Annotated in this window: 7 protein-coding genes; all 7 read right to left on the bottom strand. The window is 67.9% G+C overall.

Translation table 11 applies throughout. The features are described 5' to 3' along the window. Positions 1 to 14: 14 nt before the first annotated feature. Genes mbtG through AWC06_RS19550 form a run of 7 tightly spaced genes read right to left on the bottom strand, consistent with a single transcriptional unit; the run spans position 15 to position 20635 of the window. Positions 15 to 1331, bottom strand: a complete 1317-nt coding sequence (gene mbtG / locus AWC06_RS19580) for an NADPH-dependent L-lysine N(6)-monooxygenase MbtG (protein ID WP_085199653.1) — start codon at positions 1329 to 1331, stop codon at positions 15 to 17. Then, the gene (locus AWC06_RS19575; RefSeq protein ID WP_085199652.1) at positions 1328 to 5716 is read right to left on the bottom strand and encodes a non-ribosomal peptide synthetase; all 4389 of its coding nucleotides are present in this window, start codon (positions 5714 to 5716) and stop codon (positions 1328 to 1330) included. The genes mbtG and AWC06_RS19575 overlap by 4 nt, the downstream gene beginning before the upstream one ends. Continuing rightward, entirely contained in the window at positions 5713 to 12183 is a 6471-nt protein-coding gene (locus AWC06_RS19570) for a non-ribosomal peptide synthetase (protein WP_085199651.1), read from the bottom strand. The genes AWC06_RS19575 and AWC06_RS19570 overlap by 4 nt, the downstream gene beginning before the upstream one ends. Then, a complete protein-coding gene (gene mbtD, locus AWC06_RS19565) occupies positions 12180 to 15122 on the bottom strand; it encodes a mycobactin polyketide synthase MbtD (RefSeq protein WP_085199650.1) in 2943 nt (980 codons plus the stop codon). The genes AWC06_RS19570 and mbtD overlap by 4 nt, the downstream gene beginning before the upstream one ends. Continuing rightward, a complete protein-coding gene (locus tag AWC06_RS19560; protein ID WP_085199649.1) occupies positions 15122 to 16447 on the bottom strand; it encodes a beta-ketoacyl [acyl carrier protein] synthase domain-containing protein in 1326 nt (441 codons plus the stop codon). Before AWC06_RS19560 ends, mbtD begins: the two co-directional genes overlap by 1 nt. Further along, positions 16440 to 17174, bottom strand: coding sequence for a thioesterase II family protein (locus AWC06_RS19555; RefSeq protein ID WP_085199648.1), 735 nt, complete (start codon positions 17172 to 17174; stop codon positions 16440 to 16442). Before AWC06_RS19555 ends, AWC06_RS19560 begins: the two co-directional genes overlap by 8 nt. Next, positions 17171 to 20635, bottom strand: a complete 3465-nt coding sequence (locus tag AWC06_RS19550) for a non-ribosomal peptide synthetase (RefSeq protein WP_085199647.1) — start codon at positions 20633 to 20635, stop codon at positions 17171 to 17173. The genes AWC06_RS19555 and AWC06_RS19550 overlap by 4 nt, the downstream gene beginning before the upstream one ends. Positions 20636 to 20782 lie beyond the last annotated feature (147 nt).

Raw genomic sequence — 20782 nt, 5'->3', positions numbered from 1 at the left:
GGAAAACATCCGTGTCATTGTGCCGGTCGGCGCTGGTGCGCGTCTACGACTCGCGCAGACTCGCTGACCAGGGAGTTGGCGCCGGGGCGCAGCTCGCTGCCGAGCACCCGGTCGGAAAGCAGACCCAGGCAGCTGAGGTTGGGGAATCCCGGGCCCTGGTTGAGTCCGGCGAGGTTGGGCAGGAACAGCTTCGGCGAGACGTCGGTGACGGCGAGGTCGTATCCGATCGCCTCCTGCAGGCGATCACCGGTCAGCGGGCCGCCCAGGCCGAGCTCGAGCAGGTCGAGCGCATCTTGGCTGAACAGCGTGGTGAACCACAGCGGGTCGTAGCCCGACCCGTCGATGACCAGATCGAAGCCGTGCACGGTTTCGGAGTTTTCGCTGCCCCGATCGGTGGACAGCGTCAACCGGATCTGCTCGTCGCGGCCCACCGCGTGAGCGACGCGGCCACGCAGATGGCGGATGCGGTCGTCGGCCAGCAGGGCGTCCTGCACGTTCGACGAGAACACTCCGCGGTCGGTGCGGGCGATCGCGTCGCGCCGCTCGTCAAGCGTGAGCGCGGTCCAGTCGGTGGGATCGGAGAACAGCGTGTTCTCGAAGAAGCTCTCGCCGCGGGTGAACAACGTCACCTGTGGGGAGATGACGGTGATCGTCGAAATCCGGTGGCGGAACAGCTCGGTGAGCATCGCCGCGGCCGTCTCGCCGCCGCCGATCATCGCAACCCGCTCGGCGCAGATCCGATCGTGTTGCGCGGCGCGGTGCCAGAACTGGGCGATCGAAAGCACCCGCGGATTGCCGGGTAGCAGCGAACGTTCGGCCTGCCCCGGGCCGGTGATCATCAACCCGTCGGCGTGCACGGTTTTTTCATCGTTTTCGTCGGTGCGCAACATCCAGCGCTCGCCGTCCACTGAGAGCCGGTTGACCTCTCCGCGGATGACCGTCATGCCGATCTGGTCGGCCACCCAGCGCAGGTACTGCCCCCAATTCCGGTGCGCGGGTGCGGGTCTGCCGCGGTCGATCCACTGCGCGAACTGACCGGTGGCGATCAGATACGACTGCCAGCTGTAGCAAGTCATCCGCTCATCGAGTTCGGCGTTGCGTCGTGGCACCAGCGACGAGCGGTACGGGAAGCCGATGTCTTTCTCCGGGCTGGTGCCCAGCCGTTGCGCGCCGTCGGTCCAGCCGCCGCTGGCTTGCCAATTGGCGCCCACCCCGGTGCGTTCGACGGTGATCACGTCGGGTGTGTCGACGCCCATCTCGCGCAACACGAAAGCCTTGGCCGCGACGGCCACCGCCTTTACTCCGGCGCCGAGCACCGCAAGTGTGGTCATGCCGTCACCTCCCGGAGGGCATCGTGGAAAAGGCCATGCAGCGCAGTGATATCCGCGTCGCTGAGAATGTCGGGCAGTGCGCGCCATTGCGTCACCAGCACCTGCTGGTCACCGGCGCCGAGCAGGGTGGCCAGGATGACGAGCTCGTGACGGACCGCGACATCAGGCGCTGGAAGCTTCGGCAGCCCGGCGAGCAGCGCGCGGTCGAGGCGCGGGCCGGCGCCGGCGTCGCTCATGTCGGTGCGGCCGAGATAGTTCAGCAGCAGCTGCGGCCCGGGGAATCCGCTCAGCTCCTCGGCGGTGTCGTCGCGCAGATATCGCAGCAGCCCGTAATCGATTCCATCGCCGGGGATCGCTGCCAGCAACTCGCCCACCCGTCGCGGGTCCGCGGAGTCGACCCGCAGCGGATAGATCATGCTGAGCAAGCCCACGGTGTCGGTGGTGTCGATGGCGTTGTCCCCCATGTCGTCGAACAAAGCGTCGGCGCGTCCATGGGTTTCCAGCTCCAGCAGCGGCGGCGGTGTGGGCTGACCGCGCAGCCGGCGCCACCGCGTCACCGTCTGCGCCACCGCGGCGACCAGCAGGTCGAACATCGGCATTCCCGAACTCAGCAGCCGAGCGGTGATGTCGGCCTCGGTGACCGCAGCCCGCACCAGCAGTTCACGCGCTAGATCACGGCTGGGCCGGGTCCGCCGCGCTCCGAGCTCCGGATCGTTTCCGACCAGCTGCGAAAGCCAAAACGGCGCGGTGTCAAGTTTTTTGGCGCGCTCGATGAGCGCCTGTGACCATCGGCGATAGCTGGTGTGTTCGCGAATTGTTGCCGGTGTGTGCCCGTCGCGCAGTGCGTGCAGCGCGGCGTCGAGTTCGCCGAGCACGATCCGCCACGACGCCGGGTCCATGGCAAGCACGTGGGCGCTCAGCACCAGCACGCTTTCTGCGTTCGGCACGCGCAGCAACACCGCTGCCAACAACACGCCCCGTTCGGGGTCGAGGCTGTCCAGCATCCGTTGGGCATGTTCGGTGACCGCAGCCTGGAGGTCGTCGGAAACCTGTACTGTGGTGAGAATTTCGGCGGCTGGTGCGGGATGCAGAGTCATGGTGGCGCGGTCCAGCCGGGTGCGCAGCACCTCGTGGCCGTCGAGGACGGCGGTCAGCGCGGTCCGTACCTGGTCACCGGTGACGCCTTCGGGCAGCCGGATGGCTTCGGTCTGGGCCACCCTTCTGGGCTCGCCGTACTCGTAGAGCCAATGTGCGTTGGGCAGCAATGGGATTGGTGTGCTGCTGTGGTCTGATTCGCGGGTGCCGCCGCCAGATTCGGCGTCGATTGCGGCGGCGAGCTCGCGAATCGTGCTGCACTCCAGGATCAGCCGGGCCCGCATCGGGATACCGCGGCGGCGAGCCGCCTGCACTACCGAGAGCGCCACGATGCTGTCCAGGCCCAGCTGCAGGAAATCGGTGGTCACGTCGATCTGCGGGGCGTGCAGCATCTGGCAAAGCAGCTCGGCCAACGCGGATTCGGTCGGTGTTTCCGGTGTGCATTCGACCGTGGCGGCGGAATCGATGTCGGCGAGCGCGGTCTCGTCCAGCTTGCCGTTGGCGGTCAACGGAATGTCGTCGACGACGACGATGCGCTGCGGAACCATGTAGCGGGGTAGCCGCTCTCCGAGCATGCTGCGTAGTTCTCCGGCTTTGGGTTTAGTGCCGTTGGGGGCCGCCGCGTACGCGGTCAGTCGTGGACCACCCTGCGCTTGCTCACGCACTACGACGTGGGCATGCCGTACCGCGGGATGCGCTTGCAGCGCGGCGGTGATCTCGCCGAGTTCGACACGGTAGCCGCGGATCTTCACTTGAGCATCCGCACGGCCGAGGTACTGCAGCGAACCGTCCGGATGGCGGCGCACCAGATCGCCCGTGCGGTACATGCGCTCACCGCGCGCAAACGGATCGGCGACGAATCGAATCGATGTTTCCGCTGCGCGGCCGAGATAGCCGCGGGCCAATTGCGCGCCGGCCAAATACAACTCGCCGGCCGCACCGTAGGGCACCGGGCGCAGCGCGGAGTCCAGCACGTAGCCGCGGGTCTGCTGGGTGGGACGTCCGATCGACGGCTGGACGTGCTCGGCGATGGCCGCAACCACCGCCTCGACCGTCGTCTCGGTGGGGCCGTAACAGTTGTAGGCCGCCATGCCGCTGCGAGCGCACTCGTCGCGGATCGCATCCCAGGTCGATGTGCCGATGGCTTCGCCGCCCAGCGCCAGCACCGTCAACGGCGCGGTGTCCAGCAAGCCGAATGCCCGCAGTTGGGCGAACATCGACGGGGTGGTGTCGATCATGTCGATGCGCTGCTCGACGATCGTGCGGACCACTGCCTCGGCGTCGCGCTGGGTCTGCTGGTCGACGACGTGTACGGCGTGCCCGTCCAGCAGCGCGACCAGCGGCTGCCACGCGGCGTCGAATGCGAATGACCAGGCGTGAGCGATGCGCAACGGGCGACCCAGCCGGGCGGCGGCGGGGCGCAGCACGGTGTCGATGTGGTCGTCGGCGTAGGCGCTCAGCGCGGCGTGGGTTCCGATGACTCCCTTGGGTTCGCCGGTCGTCCCCGAGGTGAAGACCACGTAGGCGGCCTGCTCGGGTTGCACATCGACTGGTCGAAATTCGTTGAGTGCCTTGTCCACTGCGAGCAGCATGCCCTCGTCGATGACGATGGTCGTACCGCTCTGGCGCAGAATGGACTGCACCCGTTCGGGAGGCATGTCCGGCTCCAGCGGCACGCCCACGGCTCCGGCCTTCAGCGTCGCGAGCATTGCCGCGACGTATTGTGGGCCGCGGGAAAGCCGTATCGCCACCGGGGTTTCCGGTCCGACACCGCGATCACACAACATCGCAGCCAGTCGATTGGCGGTGGCGTTCAGTTCGGCATAGCTCATCGAGCCGCCCGCCCAGCTGAGTGCGACGGCGTCCGGATTGGCCTCGGCGACGGCGGCGAACCGCGTGTGGAAGCCGGTTGCCGCTCGGATCGGGGGCGTATCGGCCGCCCGAATCGGCTCCGCCTCGTCGTCGAACAGCACGCTGACTTCACGCAGTGGGCGGTCCCACATCGACAGCAGCCGCTCGGCGACGGCCAGCAGCCGTCGGCCCAGCATCGCACCGGTCGTCGGGCCCAGTGCCCCGTCGAGCACTTCGACCAGCAAGACCAGTTCGCCGTCGGCCATGTGGGCAGCCAGCGCGACGGGAAAATGCGACACGCTCTCCAGGCCGGCGGGCCGGAATGTCACACCGAGAGCGGTCAGTTCACCGCCGTCGACCAGTCCCGCGGTGGGAAAGTTCTCGTAGACCAGCAGGGTGTCGAACATCTCGCCGACACCGCCCAGTGCCCGCAGCTGCGCATGCCCGAGGTAGCCATGGTCTCGCAGCACCGCCGCATCCCGTTGGGCGGCAAGGCATTGCGTGCCGACCTCGGCATCGGGGTCGATCCGCACCCGCATGGGAATGGTGTTGATGAACAGCCCGATCATGGTTTCCACGCCGGACAGTTCGGGTGGACGTCCGGAAACGGTGACTCCGAACACCACGTCCTCGCGGTCGACCAGCCGCGACAACACCAGCGCCCAGGCCATCTGCATCAGCGTGTTGACGGTGATGCCGCGTGAGCGGGCGCCGTCGGAAAGCCGTGCGGTGGCCGCGCGGTCGGTGTGCAGCTCGGTGCGCCGCGGCAGACCGGTGCCCCGAATGCCGCCCGCCACCGCAGCCGACAAGAGGGTCGGGCCGGGCAAGTCGGCCAGATGCTCGCGCCACACCTGCTCGGCGGCCGCGTGATCACGCGCGGCCAGCCAGCCGATGTAATCCCGGTAGGGCCGCGGCTCGGGCAGTGCGGTCATGTCGCCGCAGGCCCCATACAAGGCGATCATCTCCGCGGCGAACACCGGCAGCGACCAGCCGTCGATCACGATGTGATGGGCGGTGATCACCAAACGCCAACGAGCATCCGGTAATTCGATGAGCAGGAAGCGAATCGCCGGAGTGCGCTCGAAGTCGAACGCGCTGCATCGCTCCTCGGTCTCCAGCCGCTCGATATCCTCGGGTCCTGCGATGAGCTGCCGCCACGGCAGATCGACCCGAGTCGGCACTATCTGCACCGGGCGCGGGATGTCGCGGCTGACAAAGCTGGCCCGCAGGTTCGGGTGGCGCTGCAACATCTTTGCCGCGCAATCCTTGAGCAGCTCGACGTCAAGCGCACCGGAGATGTCGGCGGTCATCCCGATCAGGTACGGATCGTTCGCACTGAATTCGGTCAAAGTGGTCAGCGAATACAGCCCCTCCTGCAAAGGGCTGAGCGCCATCACGTCCTCAATGCCCGGCGGCGCACCTGTTTCGGTGGCCGTCACGGCTTTCCGCCCTGGGTCCAGGACTGCGTCACCGCTGCCAAATCCTCTGCCGACAGACCAGAGGTGCTCATCGGGGCATGCCGGGTGTCGATCTCGGCGCCGTTGGCCTGCGGCCCGGCGACGTCCACCGCGGCGGCCAGTAACTGCACCGTCGGGTGCTCGAACACCATCCGCGGGCTGACCGGCAGGCCCGCCTCGCGCGCTCGAGCCGCCAGCCGCACCGACAGGATGCTGTCACCGCCGAGCGCGAAGAAGTCGTCGAAGCGGCCCACCTCGGGCGTTGACAGCAGCTCGGTGAACAGTGCGGCCAGCGCGCGCTCCGTGCCGGTTTGCGGTGGCTCGCTGCGGCCCGCCGTGCTCGCGGTCGGCGGCGGCAGCCCAGGCCGGTTCAGCTTGCCCGACTCGGTCTTCGGCATCTCGTCGAGCACGGTGATCGACGACGGCACCATGTATCCAGGTAGGACGGACGCGACTTCGGCGCGCACGGCAGCGGCGAACGCGGCCCTGGCAGCGTCGTCGGTGCACTGCTCGTGGGGCACCACATAGCCGGCCAACGTGGTGCTGCCCTGCACTTCCCAGGTGCGCGAGGCAGCAACGGCGACTCCATCGGCCGCCTTCAGCGCGGCATCCACCTCGCCGAGTTCGACACGGAAGCCCCGGACCTTCACTTGGTGGTCGATCCGGCCGACAAATTCGAGTCGACCATCCTCGGTCCAGCGGGCCCGGTCGCCGCTGCGATAGAACCGCGCACCGGGTTCGCTCGCATACGGGTTGGCCACGAACCGCGACGCGGTTAGCGCGGGCCGTTTCCAGTAGCCCCGAACCAATTGGCCGCCAGCATAATACAGCTCGCCGACGACACCGACCGGCACTGGGCTGAGCCCGTCGTCGAGCAGATACACCTGCGAGTCTGGCATCGGGGTGCCCAGAATCGGGACCGGCGGAGTCAGCCGTCCGCGCACCAGCGCGCCCGATGTCTCGGTGGCGCCGAAGTTGTTCAGCAGCTCCGGGCCGCCCACGCCGCCGCACGCGGCCATCAGCCGTTTCTGCAGAGAAACCGTCATCGGCTCGGCGCCGCACACCAACCGGGTCAACGATCGCAATGACTCGGGCCAGGAGTCGACCATGGTCGAGACCAGGCTGGGCACCGCCGTCACCTGGGCTATCGAGTGACGCTCGATCAGCGACGCCAGCGCTTCCGGGTCGCGGTACTCGGCATCGTCGGCCAGGATCGTGGTGGCGCCGGCGGCCAGCCCGCCCAACGTCTCCATGCAGCCCTCCAGGAATGTCCACGACGCCTGCGCCAAGCGAATGTCGTTGCCGGGCACCGGATAATTCCATAGCTGCCAGTTCAGCCGGGTGGTCATCGCACGATGTGTACCCAGCACGCCCTTGGGCTTGCCGGTCGATCCGGAGGTGAACACCAGATACATCGGGTCGTCGGGATGCGCCGGGGTCAACTCGCGAGAAGTCCCCCCGGGCGTATCCATGGCGTGTTGCACCGCCGGGTCGTCGAGCGAAATGAACGTCACATCAGCCGATTCCGGCATGGTGTCGAGCGCTTCGGGTGTCACCACGACGACTTGCGGCGCAACGTCGTCGAGCATCAGCTGCTTACGCACCCGCGGGTAGCTGGGGTCGAGCGGGAAGAACCCGGCGCCGGCCTTCATGATGCCGACCAACGCCACCACCATGTCGATGCAGCGCCGCGTCGACAGGCCCACCAGCGATCCCGGCCCCACACCGCGGTCGGCGAGCAACCGAGCGAAGTTATCCGAACGACGGTGCAGCGCCGGGTAATCGATCTGCTCGTCGCCGCATCGCAGCGCGATGCGGTCGGCGCCCCATTGCCGGCTCAATTCAAGCAGTTCGGCGATGGTCAGCGGACGCTCGGGCGGCAGCTGTGCGCCGCGGCTCCACTCGGTCAGGATACGTTGCCGCTCACCGGATTCGAGCAATTGCACGTCGCGCAACGTCTGATCGACATCGCCGGCGAACGCATCAATGACCCGCGTCAGCCACCCGACGAGCCGCTCGATGGTGCTGCGGCGATACAGCTCGGTGCGATAGAGGATGCTGCCGCGATACCCGTCCTCGGTGCCGAAGAAGTTGACACTCAGGTCGGCATGGGCGATATCGAAGGGCGGCTCCAGCGCGGTGAGCACGGTGTCGCCGTCCGGAGTGGTGTCGATGACCCGTTCGGCGGGCAGGTGGTCACGAACGTGCACGACGACCTGGAACAACGGGTTGCGTGCTAGCGAGCGGACGGGGCTGACCGCGTCCACCACCCGGTCGAAGGGCAGGTCCTGGTGAGCGTAGGCGGCCAACGCCGTCTCCCGGGCCCGCGTCAGCACCTCACGCAGCGTCGGGTTGCCGCCCAAGTCGTTGCGCAGCACCAGGATGTTGATGAAAAAGCCGATCAGTTGGTCGAGTTCGGGTTCGGTGCGTCCGGCGATCGGAGTGCCCAATGGAATATCCGCTCCCCCACCGGCTTTGTGGAGCACCACCGCGACGGCCGCTTGCAACAGCATGAACTCGGTGACCCCTAGCTCCCGGCTCAGCTCGGCGAGCCGACGGCGGGTCTGCCGGTCGATGCTGAATTCGACGGAGTCACCGGCGCCGCTGGGTACCGGTGGTCGAGGAAAATCGGGCCGCAGCCCGGTGTCCTCGGGCAACTCGTCCAACTGCCGCTTCCAGTAGTCGCGCTGGGTTTCCGCGATGGCGGGCTCGGCCAGCAACGCACCCTGCCAGGCGGCGTAGTCGGCGTAGTGCACGGGCAATGGCGCCCACGTCGGCTTTTGCCCGCCGTGGCGGGCCCGGTAGGCGGTCAGCAGGTCGGCGAATAGCACGCCACCCGACCAATGGTCGCTGGCGATGTGGTGCACCACCAACGACACGACGTGCTCACGGCCGGTTCGCAGCACGGCGGCGCGGATCGGCCAATCCCGATCCAGCTCGAAGCAGTACCGGCGCTCCGCCTCCAGCTGCGCCTGTAGCCAAGCTTCATCGTCACCGGTCAACTGCTGCACCGGCACATCAGCGGCGGGATTGACCACCTGGTATGGCACACCGTCGATTTCGGTGTAGGTAGTCCGCAGTATCTCGTGGCGCGCCACCACATCGCTGACGGCGGCGACCAGGGCATCGACATCGCACGGCCCGCTCAGCCTGGCCGCGAATGGAATGTTGTTGACTTCGCTGGGCCCCTCGATGCGATAGGCGAACCAGGTTCGTAGCTGTGACGCCGACAGCGGCAACGGCTCGTCGTGCGACGTTTTGAACAGCTTGGGCCGCTTGATCGTAGCCGCGCCGGACTCCAGCTGGTCGATCCGCCCGGCCAGCCGGGCGATCGTCGCCAGCTCGAAGACATCGCGGATTCCGATCTCCACGCCGCACTCGGATCGGATCGCGGCGACCAGCTTGGTGGCCACCAGAGAGTGCCCGCCGAGCTCGAAGAACGAGTCGTCGGCACCCACCCGGTCGCGGCCGAGCAATTGGCCGAAGAGTCCGGCGATCCGCCGCTCGTTGGCAGTCGTCGGCTCGCGATAGACGGCGGCCGCTTCGATCTTCGGCTGCGGCAGGGCGTCACGGTCGATCTTGCCGTGGGCGGTGATCGGTATTTCGTCGAGCACGACGTAGGCGGCCGGCGTCATGTAATCCGGCAGTGCGGCCGCCACCCGTATCCGAATGCGCTCAACCTCAACAGTTTCCGTGCCACCCGCGGCCGGGGTGATGTAACCGACCAGGCTTCTGCCCACTCCCGGCAAGTCTGCGGCGATCACCACGGCCTGACCTACGCTCGGATCGACCGAGATCGCCGCGGCGACCTCGCCGAGTTCGATACGGAATCCGCGGATCTTGACCTGTTCGTCGGCGCGACCGACGAATTCGATATCGCCATCGGCGTTGCGGCGGGCGAGGTCTCCGGAGCGGTACAGCCGGCCGCCCGACGTGAACGGATCGGCGACGAAACGCTCCGCGGTCAACGCCGGCCGGCGGTGATAACCATGCGCCATATGACTTCCGCCGATGTAGATTTCGCCGATCACACCGACGGGTACCGGCTGGAGGGCATTGTCCAGCAGGTACAGTTGAGTGTTGATCTTGGGCCGGCCGATCGGCACGATGCGGGTGCCCTGCGTTCCCTCGACCGGATAGCTGGTGGCGTTGATGACGGTCTCGGTCGGGCCGTAGAAGTTGTACAGCGAGGCGTCGAAGGTGGCGTGGAACTTGTCGGCGATCTCGCCGGGCAGCGGCTCGCCGCCGACCGGCACCCGGCGCAGTGTGCGCCATTGGCTGACGCCCGGCAGCGACAAGAACAGCCCGAGCAGCGACGGCACGAAGTGCATCGACGTGATGCCCTCGCGATACAGCAGGTCGGTCAGATACCCGATATCGCGCAAGCCGTCAGGTCGCGGGATCACCAGCCTCGCACCGCAAATCAGGGTGCCGAAGATCTCGGCGATGGACACGTCGAACCCCGGCGAAGCCACTTGCAGCAGCCGGTCGGTCTCGTCGACCTGGTAGGCGTCGCCGAACCAGACGAAGTACTCGGCGACCGGCGCATGGGTCACCGGGACGCCCTTGGGCAGCCCGGTCGAACCGGAGGTGTAGATCAAATAGGCGGTGTTGTCCGGCCGCAGCGGTCGGGGCAGCTCGTCGGCGGCCGGATCTCTTGCCGGATATTGCGCCAAGTCGCTGACCGGTTGGCGCAGAACGAGTTTGGCTTCGGCGTCGTCGAGGATGAACGACAGCCGGTCCTCGGGGTAGGTCGGGTCGACCGGCACGTAGACGGCGCCGGCTTTGAGGATGCCCAGCGCCGTGATGACCAGCTCGGGCGACTTGTCGAGCACCACGGCGACCCGGTCCTCCGCGCCGATGTCCTGCTCGATCAGCCAGTGCGCCAACCGATTAGCTTCTTCGTTGATCTCACGGTAGCTGTACTGCCGGCCTTCGTAGACCACCGCGACGGCGTCGGGAGACATCGCCGCACGCTCGGCTACCAGCGCCGGCAGTGTGCTGGCCGGTGTGGAGAACTTCTCCCCGGTCGAAGCGGTTCGCAACCATTCGACGTCGGCGTCGCTCAGTATGGTCAGCGCTGCCAGTTCGCTGTCGGGCTCCCTCAACGCGCTATCGAGCAGCGCGCGATAAGAGTCGAGCGTCTGTTGCACCAGGGGGGCGTCGAGCACCTCGACCAGATACTCCGCCTCGATTAGCGCGCCGGTCTCGGCGTATTCCACCATGAAGCCAAGCGGCAGCTGGGTGAACTGGCTGCGCAATTCGCCGCGTTGGCACCGCACCCCGGGCGGACAGAAGCCACCGCCGTCGGGCTCGCGAAACCCGAAGCTCACCCGCGTCATCCGCTCCGCGCCGTGGCGCCGGTCGGGGTTGGACTCACGCACCAGCATGTCCAGGTTGACGCGTTGGTGGGCGAACGCCCCGGATGCGCTGTCCCGTGCTTCCGCCAGGAGTTCACGGAAGGTGCGGCGCGGCTGAGGGCGCGTGCGCATCACGACGGTGTTCCCGTAGTAGCCGATCGCGTCCTCGGTCCCGGCGCTGCGGTTCATCACCGGTGCGGCGATCAGGAAGTCGCTGGCATGGGTGTAGCGGTGCACCAGCGCCGAGAACACCGCCATGAACACCATGTACGGGGTGGCCCCGCCCTCGCGGGCCAGCGCCCCGACGCGGGCAACGTCATCCGCCGACAGCCGTATCGATGCCCGTTGCGAGCGCCAGCTGCTCGGTACCACCGAGCCATTGGGACCCGGAAGCTCCAGCGGCTCAGGAAGATCCGCCATCAAGGGACGCCAGTACGCGAGGTCTTCTGCGGTGGTTTCGGCGGGCGGCTCGTTCGCCGGCGCCCACTGAGGGCCGCCGAGCGCGTCGGGGTCGAGGTAGGCGCGGGTGAGATCGGTGAAGAACGGTCCCCACGATCCGTCGTCCCACGCGATGTGGTGGGCGGTAAAGAGCAGCATCAGCTCGTCGGCGCCCAGCCGGGCCACGCTGATGCGTAGCGGCGAGTCGGCGGTCAGGTCGAATGGTCGGCGAAAATCTCGCTGCGCCAGGACTTCCAGGCGTAGCCGCTGCGCCTGTTCGGCCAACCCCGAGAGGTCGTGCTCCGCCCAGCCGGGACGCAGGTCTTTATGGGTGATCAGATTCAGATCGCCGTCGTCATCGGTGTAGTAGGTGGTGCGCAACACGGGGTGTCGAACCGCGACGGCGTCCACTGCCCGGTGCAGCCGGGCGACATCGACGGTTCCGGTGAGGCGGTAGGACAGGCAGACGTTGAGTAGCGAGCTGGTAGGGTCGATCGACTGCACGAACCACATTCGGCGCTGGCCGTCCGACGGCGCGGGGCTGGTCTGTTGCGCCGGCGCCGCTGACCGGGACAGGCCACGCTCGGCGAGCCGGCGGCGCAACAACTCAAGCCGCTGTTCATCGAGCCGGGTATCCGTGGTCTCAGTCACGCAGTGGTTCCAACCTTTCGTATCTGCAAGGCGTCGATCAGCTCAGCGCCGGTGATGCCACCGAGCAACCTGGCCAGCGGAACCGATGCGCCGGTGCGCCCAAGCAGCCGCCTGCGCAGGTCCAGAGCGAGCATGGAGTCCAGCCCGAGGTCGACCAGCGCGGCGCTCAAGTCGACCGACTCGGACCCACCAAGGCTCAGCGCCGCGGCCAGTTCAGCGCGCACCACCTCCGCCACTGGTCTCTCATCGCAGGGGGCGGCGACTTCAGCAGGGTCGGGCACCGGCTTATGTTCGGCGAACGGCATTGGCGCGCCTTGGCTTTCGAAGAACATCCGCAGGCGGTCGAAGTCGGCAGCAAGGATCAGCGGGTTGCCACGGTGGTCGTGCAGGCTGGCGTCGATCGCCGCTTCCGGATCCATCGCCACCAGACCGGACCGTTCGATCCGGGCGATCTCGTCGGCGTCGGCGATCCCGGTGCCCTGCCACAAACCCCACCGCACCGCCGTGCAGTCCAGGCCGTCGGCCCGCAGCGTGTCGGCCATCACGTCGAGCATGCGGTTGGCCGCCGCATAGGCGGCGTGTCCACGACCACCCCATAGCCCGGATACCGATGAGCACAACAGGATTCGTATGCCGGGCCGCAGCGGCCAGACTTCGGTCATCCTGCCCAGACCGGCCACCTTCGCCCCGAACACGTCGGCCAAATCCAGGTCGGTGAGCTGATCGTGCGGCGCGAATTTGGCGACTCCGGCGGCATGGATCAGCAACGTCGCACCATCGCCGCCGTGCTCCTCGGCGACGGCCGACAGCGCCTCCGCGTCCGCGATATCGCACGGCGGGGCATATACATCGGTGCGATATCCGTCGGTGAGCCGGCCGAGCGCCATGGCGTCGAGGCCCTTGCGGCTCAACAGCGTTACGCGGCGTGCTCCCCGCTCGATGCAATGTCGGGCATACCGCAGTCCGATGGCGCCGGTTCCGCCGGTGATCACCACGTTGTCCAACTCGGCGCCATTCAGCGGCCGCTCGGCCGGCGGGATTTGGCGCTCCCGCAACGTACGGACGTACGGACGCAGCCCCGACCCGCCCGAACCGTTCTCGCGCAATGCCACTTCCGTGTGCGAGCCCAACAGCGCGTTGACCGCGGCCAGGGCGCCGTCGACGTCCAGATCGCGGGACGCCAGATCCACATGCGCAAAGGTCTGGTCGGGGAATTCGAAGCCAACGCTGCGATGCATCGCTGCCAGCGCGGCCTGGCTCGCCAACACTACCGGTTCGCCTGGCTGCACCCGCTCACCGCGAACTGTGACCAGCCAAACCCGCCGGCAGCGAGGTCCCACGATCGCGGAGTAGCGCAGCGGCCGAGGGCCGTGCTGCGACGCCGGTGCCACCACGACGACGATCTCCGCCTTGTCGATTGGCGCCGGCTCGCAGGCTTCGTGTGCGCCGACGGCGTCCGTCAGCCGCCGGGTGACGGCGTCGTCAGCGTCCTCGGGTGCGACGACTGCGACGCAACGACGTGGCGCGCTGATCGGTGTGCGCTCGGGACTCGGCTCCCACTCCTCGAACGCGACCGTGATCGCCGAACTGCGGTGTGACGGCAGCGGCTCCCGCGCCGCCCACAAGTGAACCGCGCGCATCGGTGCATTCGGAAAGCCCCGCAGTGGCGGCTGGTCGGTGCCGCTCGACAGGTCCGCCCATCGGTATCCAGGGTCGGCCAGCGCGGCGGCGGTGATGTTGGCGGAGAGCTGGTCGACGAGGGACGCATCGCGGCGGCCCGACCCGACGACGACGGCCGACTCGTCGATCAGATCGGAAAGCGCCGGCAGCAGCGACGGATTCGCCGACAGCTCGATGAATGCGTTGGCGCCGCGTTGCACGGCCATCGCCACCGCGTGATCGAATCGCACGCTGTTGCGCAGATTCCGGCACCAGTAGTCGGCGAAATCGGTGTCGGCGCCCACGACGGTCCCGCAGGCCGAGCTGACGAACTCAACCGGCGCATCCACGAACGCCGACTCGGGCAACAGCTCCTCGAACGCGTCCAGCAGTGGTTCCAGGGCGCTTGTGTGCCCGGGGTAGTCGACGGCGATCGCGCGGGCGAAGATGCCACGCTGTTCGACAACCCATACCGCGGCTGCCACCGCGTCGCGGTCACCGGACACCACGGTCGACGACGGTCCGTTGACAGCCGAGACTTCAAGCCAGCCGGCCGTTTCGGCGATGACCCGCTGGGCGTCGTGCAGGCCGATGCCCAGCATCGCCATGCCGTAGCTGCCCGGTAACCGGTCGACGACCGTCGACCGGGCCGCCACCACGGCAACCGCGTCGGAAAGTGCGATGGTGCCCGCCACATATGCGGCGGCCACCTCCCCCAGACTGTGTCCGATCGTGATGTCGGGCAGAACGCCGCAGGATCGCCACACCTGCGCCAAGCTGACAGAGTGGGTGAATTGCGCGCCCTGAATGTGGATTTGGGGCCACTCCTGGTCGCTAGCCGCGCACAAGTAAGGCAGCGGCGACGGCAGCCCGGCAGCCGCGAACGCATCCGCGCATCGGTCCGCCTCCGCTCGGTAAACCGGAAGCCGTTGGTAGGCTTCGGCACCCATCGACGGCCACTGACTGCCCTGACCGGGGAACACAAACGCGGTGCGCGGCGAAGCGGTTTCCGAGGACCTGGTGATCAGGGGATGCTCGGCGCCGTCGGCCAGCGCCCGCAGCCCGGCCGCCAGCTCATGGCGGTCAGCGGCTCGCACCACGGCGCGGTGCCGACGCCGCCGGCGCAGGCGCAGGAGCGTTGCGGCGACCTCGGCGGGCCCAACGTCGGGGGCGCGGTCCAGATAGTCGGCGATGGCGGCGGCGTCCGGCCCGATCAACTCCTCGGCGTGTGCGCTGATCAGTACCGGCACACGGCCGTCGGGCAGGGCAAGAACACCCATCAGGCGACCTCCGGAACGGACACGATCACATGTGCGTTCGTGCCGCTGATGCCGAATGCCGATGCCGCTCCAATCCTCTGACCGTCCAGCGCGCGCCACGGCGTCAGCGTTCGAGCCAGTCGCAAACCTTGGCTGTCCCAATCGATCACCGGGCTCGGTTCACCGCTGTGCAGGCTGGCCGGAACCGCCCCGTGCTCGGCGGAAACCAGAACCTTGGCCAGCCCGAGCCCACCGGCGGCGGCTTGCGCATGGCCCAGGTTGGACTTCACCGAGCCCAGCAGCGGTCCGGCACCGGGTTCGGTGCTGCCGTATGTTTCCGACAGCGAGCGCAATTCGGTGCGATCGCCAATCCGGGTGGCGGTGCCGTGTCCCTCGACCATGCCGACCTGCTCGGGCCGCACCCCGGCCTGGCTGATGGCGCGGCGCAACAGGCTGGTCTGCGCCGCGCCGTTGGGAGCGCTCAGCCCCGCGCTACGGCCGTCCTGGTTGACGGCGGTGGAACGGATCTCCGCGATGATTCGCCGGCCGTCGCGCTGCGCAGCCGACTTGCGTTGCAGCACAAACATTGCCGCGCCCTCAGCCCATACCGTTCCGCTGGCCTGCGCGCTGTAGGAGCGGCAGTGGCCGTCGTCGGAGAGACCGTGCTGCTTGGAAAACTCGACGAAGTATCCGGGCGAGCCCATTACGCAGACACCACCGGTTATCGCCATGTCGCAATCACCCGCGCGCACCGACTGAACAGCAACGTGCAGAGCGGCCAGCGCGGATGCGCACGAGGCGTCGACCGTGAGCGCCGGCCCGGCCAGGCCCAGTGTGTAGGAGATGCGACCGGAAATCACGCTCAACGCCGTGCCGGTGATCAGATGACCACTGTGACTGGAGAACTCGGCCATCTCGGGCCCGTACCCGGTAGGCGAGGCACCGACATAACAGCCGACATCATGGCCGGCCAGATCATCGGGGTTGATCCCACTGTTTTCCAGCGCGCGCCAGGACACTCGCAGCGCGACGCGCTGCTGCGGGTCCATCGTCGTCGCTTCGCGCGGTGAGATACCGAAGAATTCGGGGTCGAATGTCGCTGCCCCAGTGAGGAATCCACCACAATCGTGGATTCGCTTGAAGCCCTCCCGGCGTGACCCGTCCAGCAGGTCGCGAACCGGCCAGCCCCGGTCGGTGGGAAACGGACCGAGCGCTTCCTGTTGCTGGTTGAGCAGCGCCCAGTAATTGTCGGCGGTGTCGATACCGCCGGGCGCCTCGAGAGCCATGCCGATGACGACGACGGGATCGGGGTCGCCCACGGACCGACCGGAATGACTGTCAGGCATCGGCGATGACCCGAGTGGCGAGGGTGTCGATGTGTTGGTTGACGTAAAAGTGCCCGCCGTCAAAGAAAGCCAGCCTGAACGCGCCCTCGGTGTGATCGGCCCACCGCTGTAGCGAGTCGACGTCGATGCGGCGGTCGTCGCGACCACACAAAACGTCGATATCGGCGCGGATGCGAACGCCCGGGCCGCAGTCGTACCGGTTGAATGCCTCGTAGTCGGCTCGTGCCGCAGTGGTCAGCAGGTCGGCGAACTCGTCGTCGGCGAGCAACTGCGGGTCGGTTCCGCCCAGATCCGCGAGGTCGGCGAGCAGCTCTTCGTCGCTGGTGGGCAAGTCGGGCATCGCCGCGATGCTCGACGGCACCGGGCCGGCCGACACCCACAGCTTGCGCACCGCGACGCCGCGCTGCTCGGCGATCCTGGCGAATTCGAAGGCGACGACGGCGCCCATGCTGTGTCCGAACAGCCACAGCGGCGAGACCTCCCGCCACGGTCCGGCGTCGAAGAGGCCCAGCGCCAGGTCATGTACGGTCGCCGGGGCAGGGTCGCGTAGCCGCTCGGCACGACGCGGGTACTGCACGATGAAGGTGTCCCTGACAGCGGCGAAAGCCATGCCGAACTTGCGGTAGCCGGCGGCCGCGCCCCCGGCATGCGGGAATACCACGGTCGCGCCCCGCCGCGGCTGATCGTCGGGCCCGGGGAAGTGTTTGATCCAGGGCGCGAATGTCATTGTGTGGCCGCCTCTTTGGAAACTGCAGACCGGACCTCTTCGGCGTCCATGTCGGAAATCTCCAGATACAGCTCCGCGACCTGCTCCAGTCGGCGGCGGTCACCTTCGCGCCTGATGAGCAGATCGCCAAGCACCGAAACGGTGCGCGCCGCGAACATGTCGGCGACCATCACGTCAGGGGTGTCCAGCCACGCCCTGATGCGCGCAACGGCCTGAGTGGCCAGCACCGAGTCGCCACCGAGTGCGAAAAAGTCGTCGTCACAACCGACCCCGGCCACGCCGAGAACTTCACCCACAATTGCCGCCAACGCACGCTCCACCGGTGTTACCGGGACCCGCCGGGCCCCTTCAACCGCCGCGGCGACCGACGCGGCCAGTCGGGCGGTCACGGCGGGACGGTCGATCTTGCCGCCATCGGTGAAGGGAATGCGATCTGCCAACGTCACATGGCGCGGAACCATATGGGCCGGAATGATTTTGGCCAAAGCTTCCCGCACCTCGGCTGCGGTCAACCGGATGTCATCGACGCAAACCGCAGCCGCCAAGGCCTGCGATCCTGCGGTCGTCGGCACAACAGCGGCGACGGCGGTCGTCACGCCGGGCGCCCGCCGCAGCGCCGCTTCCACCTCGCCGAGTTCGATGCGGTAGCCGCTGACCTTCACGCGGTGATCGGCTCGCCCGACGAATTCCAGCGTGCCGTCGGTCCAGTAGCGCGCCAGATCGCCTGTGCGGTACCAGATTTTGCCGTCGTGCACGACGAACCGGTCGGCGGTGAGGTCGGGACGGCCGCGGTAACCCCTCGAAATACCGCGTCCGCCGACCCACAGCTCACCGGTCACCCAGTCGGGGCAGTCGTCGCCGAAGGCGTTCACCACCCGACAGGCGATATTGGGAAACGGTCTGCCGTAGGGCACCGCGGTCCAGTGCGCGGGCGGCTCGGCAGTCTCGCAGATGGTTGCGTGCACGGCGGTTTCGGTGGCGCCGCCCAACCCGGCGAACCGCAGACCAGGGGCGTGCGCCTTCAGGCGGCGGGCCAACTCGGGTCGCACCCAGTCGCCACCGGTGGCCACCACCCGCAGTGAAGACAGCGTTCCCGCATCGGTCTCGAGCAGCATCTCCAGCCAACCCGGCAGGAAGTTCAGCACGGTCACCCGGTGGGTGTCGATCAACCGGGCCCAGGCGTCAGGATCTCGGCGCTGAGCCTCGTCGACCATCACGATCGCGCCGCCCGCCCGCAGCGTGGCGAAGATGTCGAGCACCGACATGTCGCATTCCAGCGTCGACAGCGCCAGGCACCGGTCGGCTGCGCCGAGCTCGAAATGGTCGCTGAGGAACTCCACGGTGTTCATCGCCGCGTCGTGCGTCAGCTCGACGCCCTTGGGCTCGCCGGTGGAGCCCGACGTGAACAGCACATAGGCCAGCTCCCCGGGATCCGTTGGGTGAGGCCGCGATTGGCCGCCGTGGCGCAGCGCTTCGGCGACGGTCAGCGTCGGCAACGGCAGCGATGCCTGGTGGTCGCCGCAGACCAGTGCGGCGCTGACGCCACCCATTTCGAGGATGCGTGCCGCCCGGTCCGGCGGTTGGTCGGCGGCGATGGGCAGGTATACCCCGCCGGCGGTCAGGACGCCCAGCACCGCGGCAATCTGCTCGGCGCACTTGGGACCAAGCACCGCGACCGTGTCGCCGGCAGCGACGCCCAGCTCCCCTAGCGCCGCGGCCACCGCCAGCGTTTGGTCACGCAGCTTCCCGTAGCTGAGGGCGCCGGAACCGGCGTACAGCGCCGGCGCATCGGGCTGTTTTTCGGCCCGCCGGAAGAAGCCGTCGTGCAGCGCCTCGCCGCTGCCGGCCATGCGGCGGCCGTTGACGGTGTCGCGCACCGCACGCTGGGTCTGCGGCAGCGCCGACGGTCCCGTCGTGTCCCAGGCGCCGTCGTCGTGAGCCAGCCGCACGAGTTCGTCGACGTGGTCGGTGAACATCGCGTCGATGACTCCCGGTGCGAACGCCTCTTCGCGCACGTCCCAGTTCACCAGCACACCGCCGTTGAACTCGGTGACCTGCGCGTCGAGCAATACCTGCGGCCCCTGGGAGATCATCCACCCGGGTGTCCCGAACGCATCGGTGACGTCGGCGGCGAACAGTTCGCCGAGCCCCAGCGCGCTGGTGAACACCACCGGCGCCAGCACTTGAGCGCCGCGATGCCGGCTCAGGTCGCGCAGCACTGCTAATCCCGGATAGCCGGAATGCGCGGCCGCCGTGCGCATGGCGTCTTGTACGACATGTGCGCGTGCCGTCGGGGTGGCGGCGTGGGTCAAATCGATGTCGAGCAGCAGCGAGGAGGTGAAGTCGCCGACCAGCAGATCCACATCGGGGTGCAACGGTCGGCGGCCGAACAGCGGGACGTTGAGCAAGAACCGCGGGCTGGACGACCAGCGCGCCAACGTGTTGGCGTACGACGCGGCCAGCGCCATCGCGGGGGTGATGGCCCGCCTGCGCGCGGCGGCGAACAGCGCATCCCGGTCGGCGGGATCCAGCCAGTGCCAGCGCCGGGTGCTGCGACGCGAATCGCGTCTGCCGAGCGTGGGTAACGCGGGCGGATCCGGGAGGTGCGGAACGCGCTGGGCCCACCAATCCCGGTCGGCGCTATCAGGGGCGGATTCCTGGCGGGCAACGGCCTTCCGATACTGCTGGTAGGTGTAGCCCAATTGCGCGGGCTGCCGGCCGCAGTACAGCGCCGCCAGATCGGCCATCAGGGTGCGATAACTGATCGCGTCGGCGGCCTGCATGTCCAGGTCGACGTGCAGCCGCGAGCGGTGTCCGGGCAGGAGCGACAGCGTCAGCTCCAGCACCTGACCATTGAGCTGCTGATGCGATTTGGTGTCCCGGATGGCGGCCAGTCGCTGGTCCAGCGCCTGCTGGTTGAGATCGGTGAAATCGTTCACCGTGACCGGGAATTCCGCCGCGGGACCGATCCGCTGAGCTCCCTCCGGCAGGAACTCCACCCGCAGCATCGGGTGCCGGCGCGCCAGGCTGGTGGCCGCCGCGCGCAACCGGGCGGAATCGATCGGGCCGCCGTCGAACTCGACATAGAGGTGGGCGGCGACGCCACCGAGCTGCTGCTCGTCCTGGCGGCCCAGCCACAGCGCGTGCTGCATCGGAGCCAATCCGAACGCCTCGCCTGTGGTGTCCACTTCGGGCGTTGCCGGCTTGTCGACGGTTTCCGGTTGCCCACGGGAGGCCGACACCAGCGCCGCCCACGCCTCGATCGTCGGGCTCTCGGCCAGCGCAGCGAAGTCGACGGCAATGCCCTGCCGCCGCCACTGCCCGGCCAGCGCCATCATCCGAATCGAATCAAGACCCTGACGGATGAGGTTGTCACCAGGGTCGACGGCATCGACGCGGACGCCGAGCAGTTCGGCGACCTCCGCACGAATAGCCTCGTGACTGGCCGGTGCAGAACCCACACACCCCTCCGGTGATTAGCGAAGGCTTCCCTTATTTCGGTCGTCACTTTATCGTGATCTCGCGCGACTCGGTTAACTTCGTCGAGACGAGGTCCCAGGCGCGATGATGTGCGGTTTTCCGTCGGCTTTGTAAAGGGTGGAAACGAC

Origin of the sequence: Mycobacterium fragae, assembly GCF_002102185.1 — a bacterium.
GTDB classification, from domain to species: Bacteria; Actinomycetota; Actinomycetes; order Mycobacteriales; family Mycobacteriaceae; genus Mycobacterium; species Mycobacterium fragae.
Note: the sequence above shows the minus strand (reverse complement) of the source record. Positions and strands in the feature narration are given on the sequence as shown.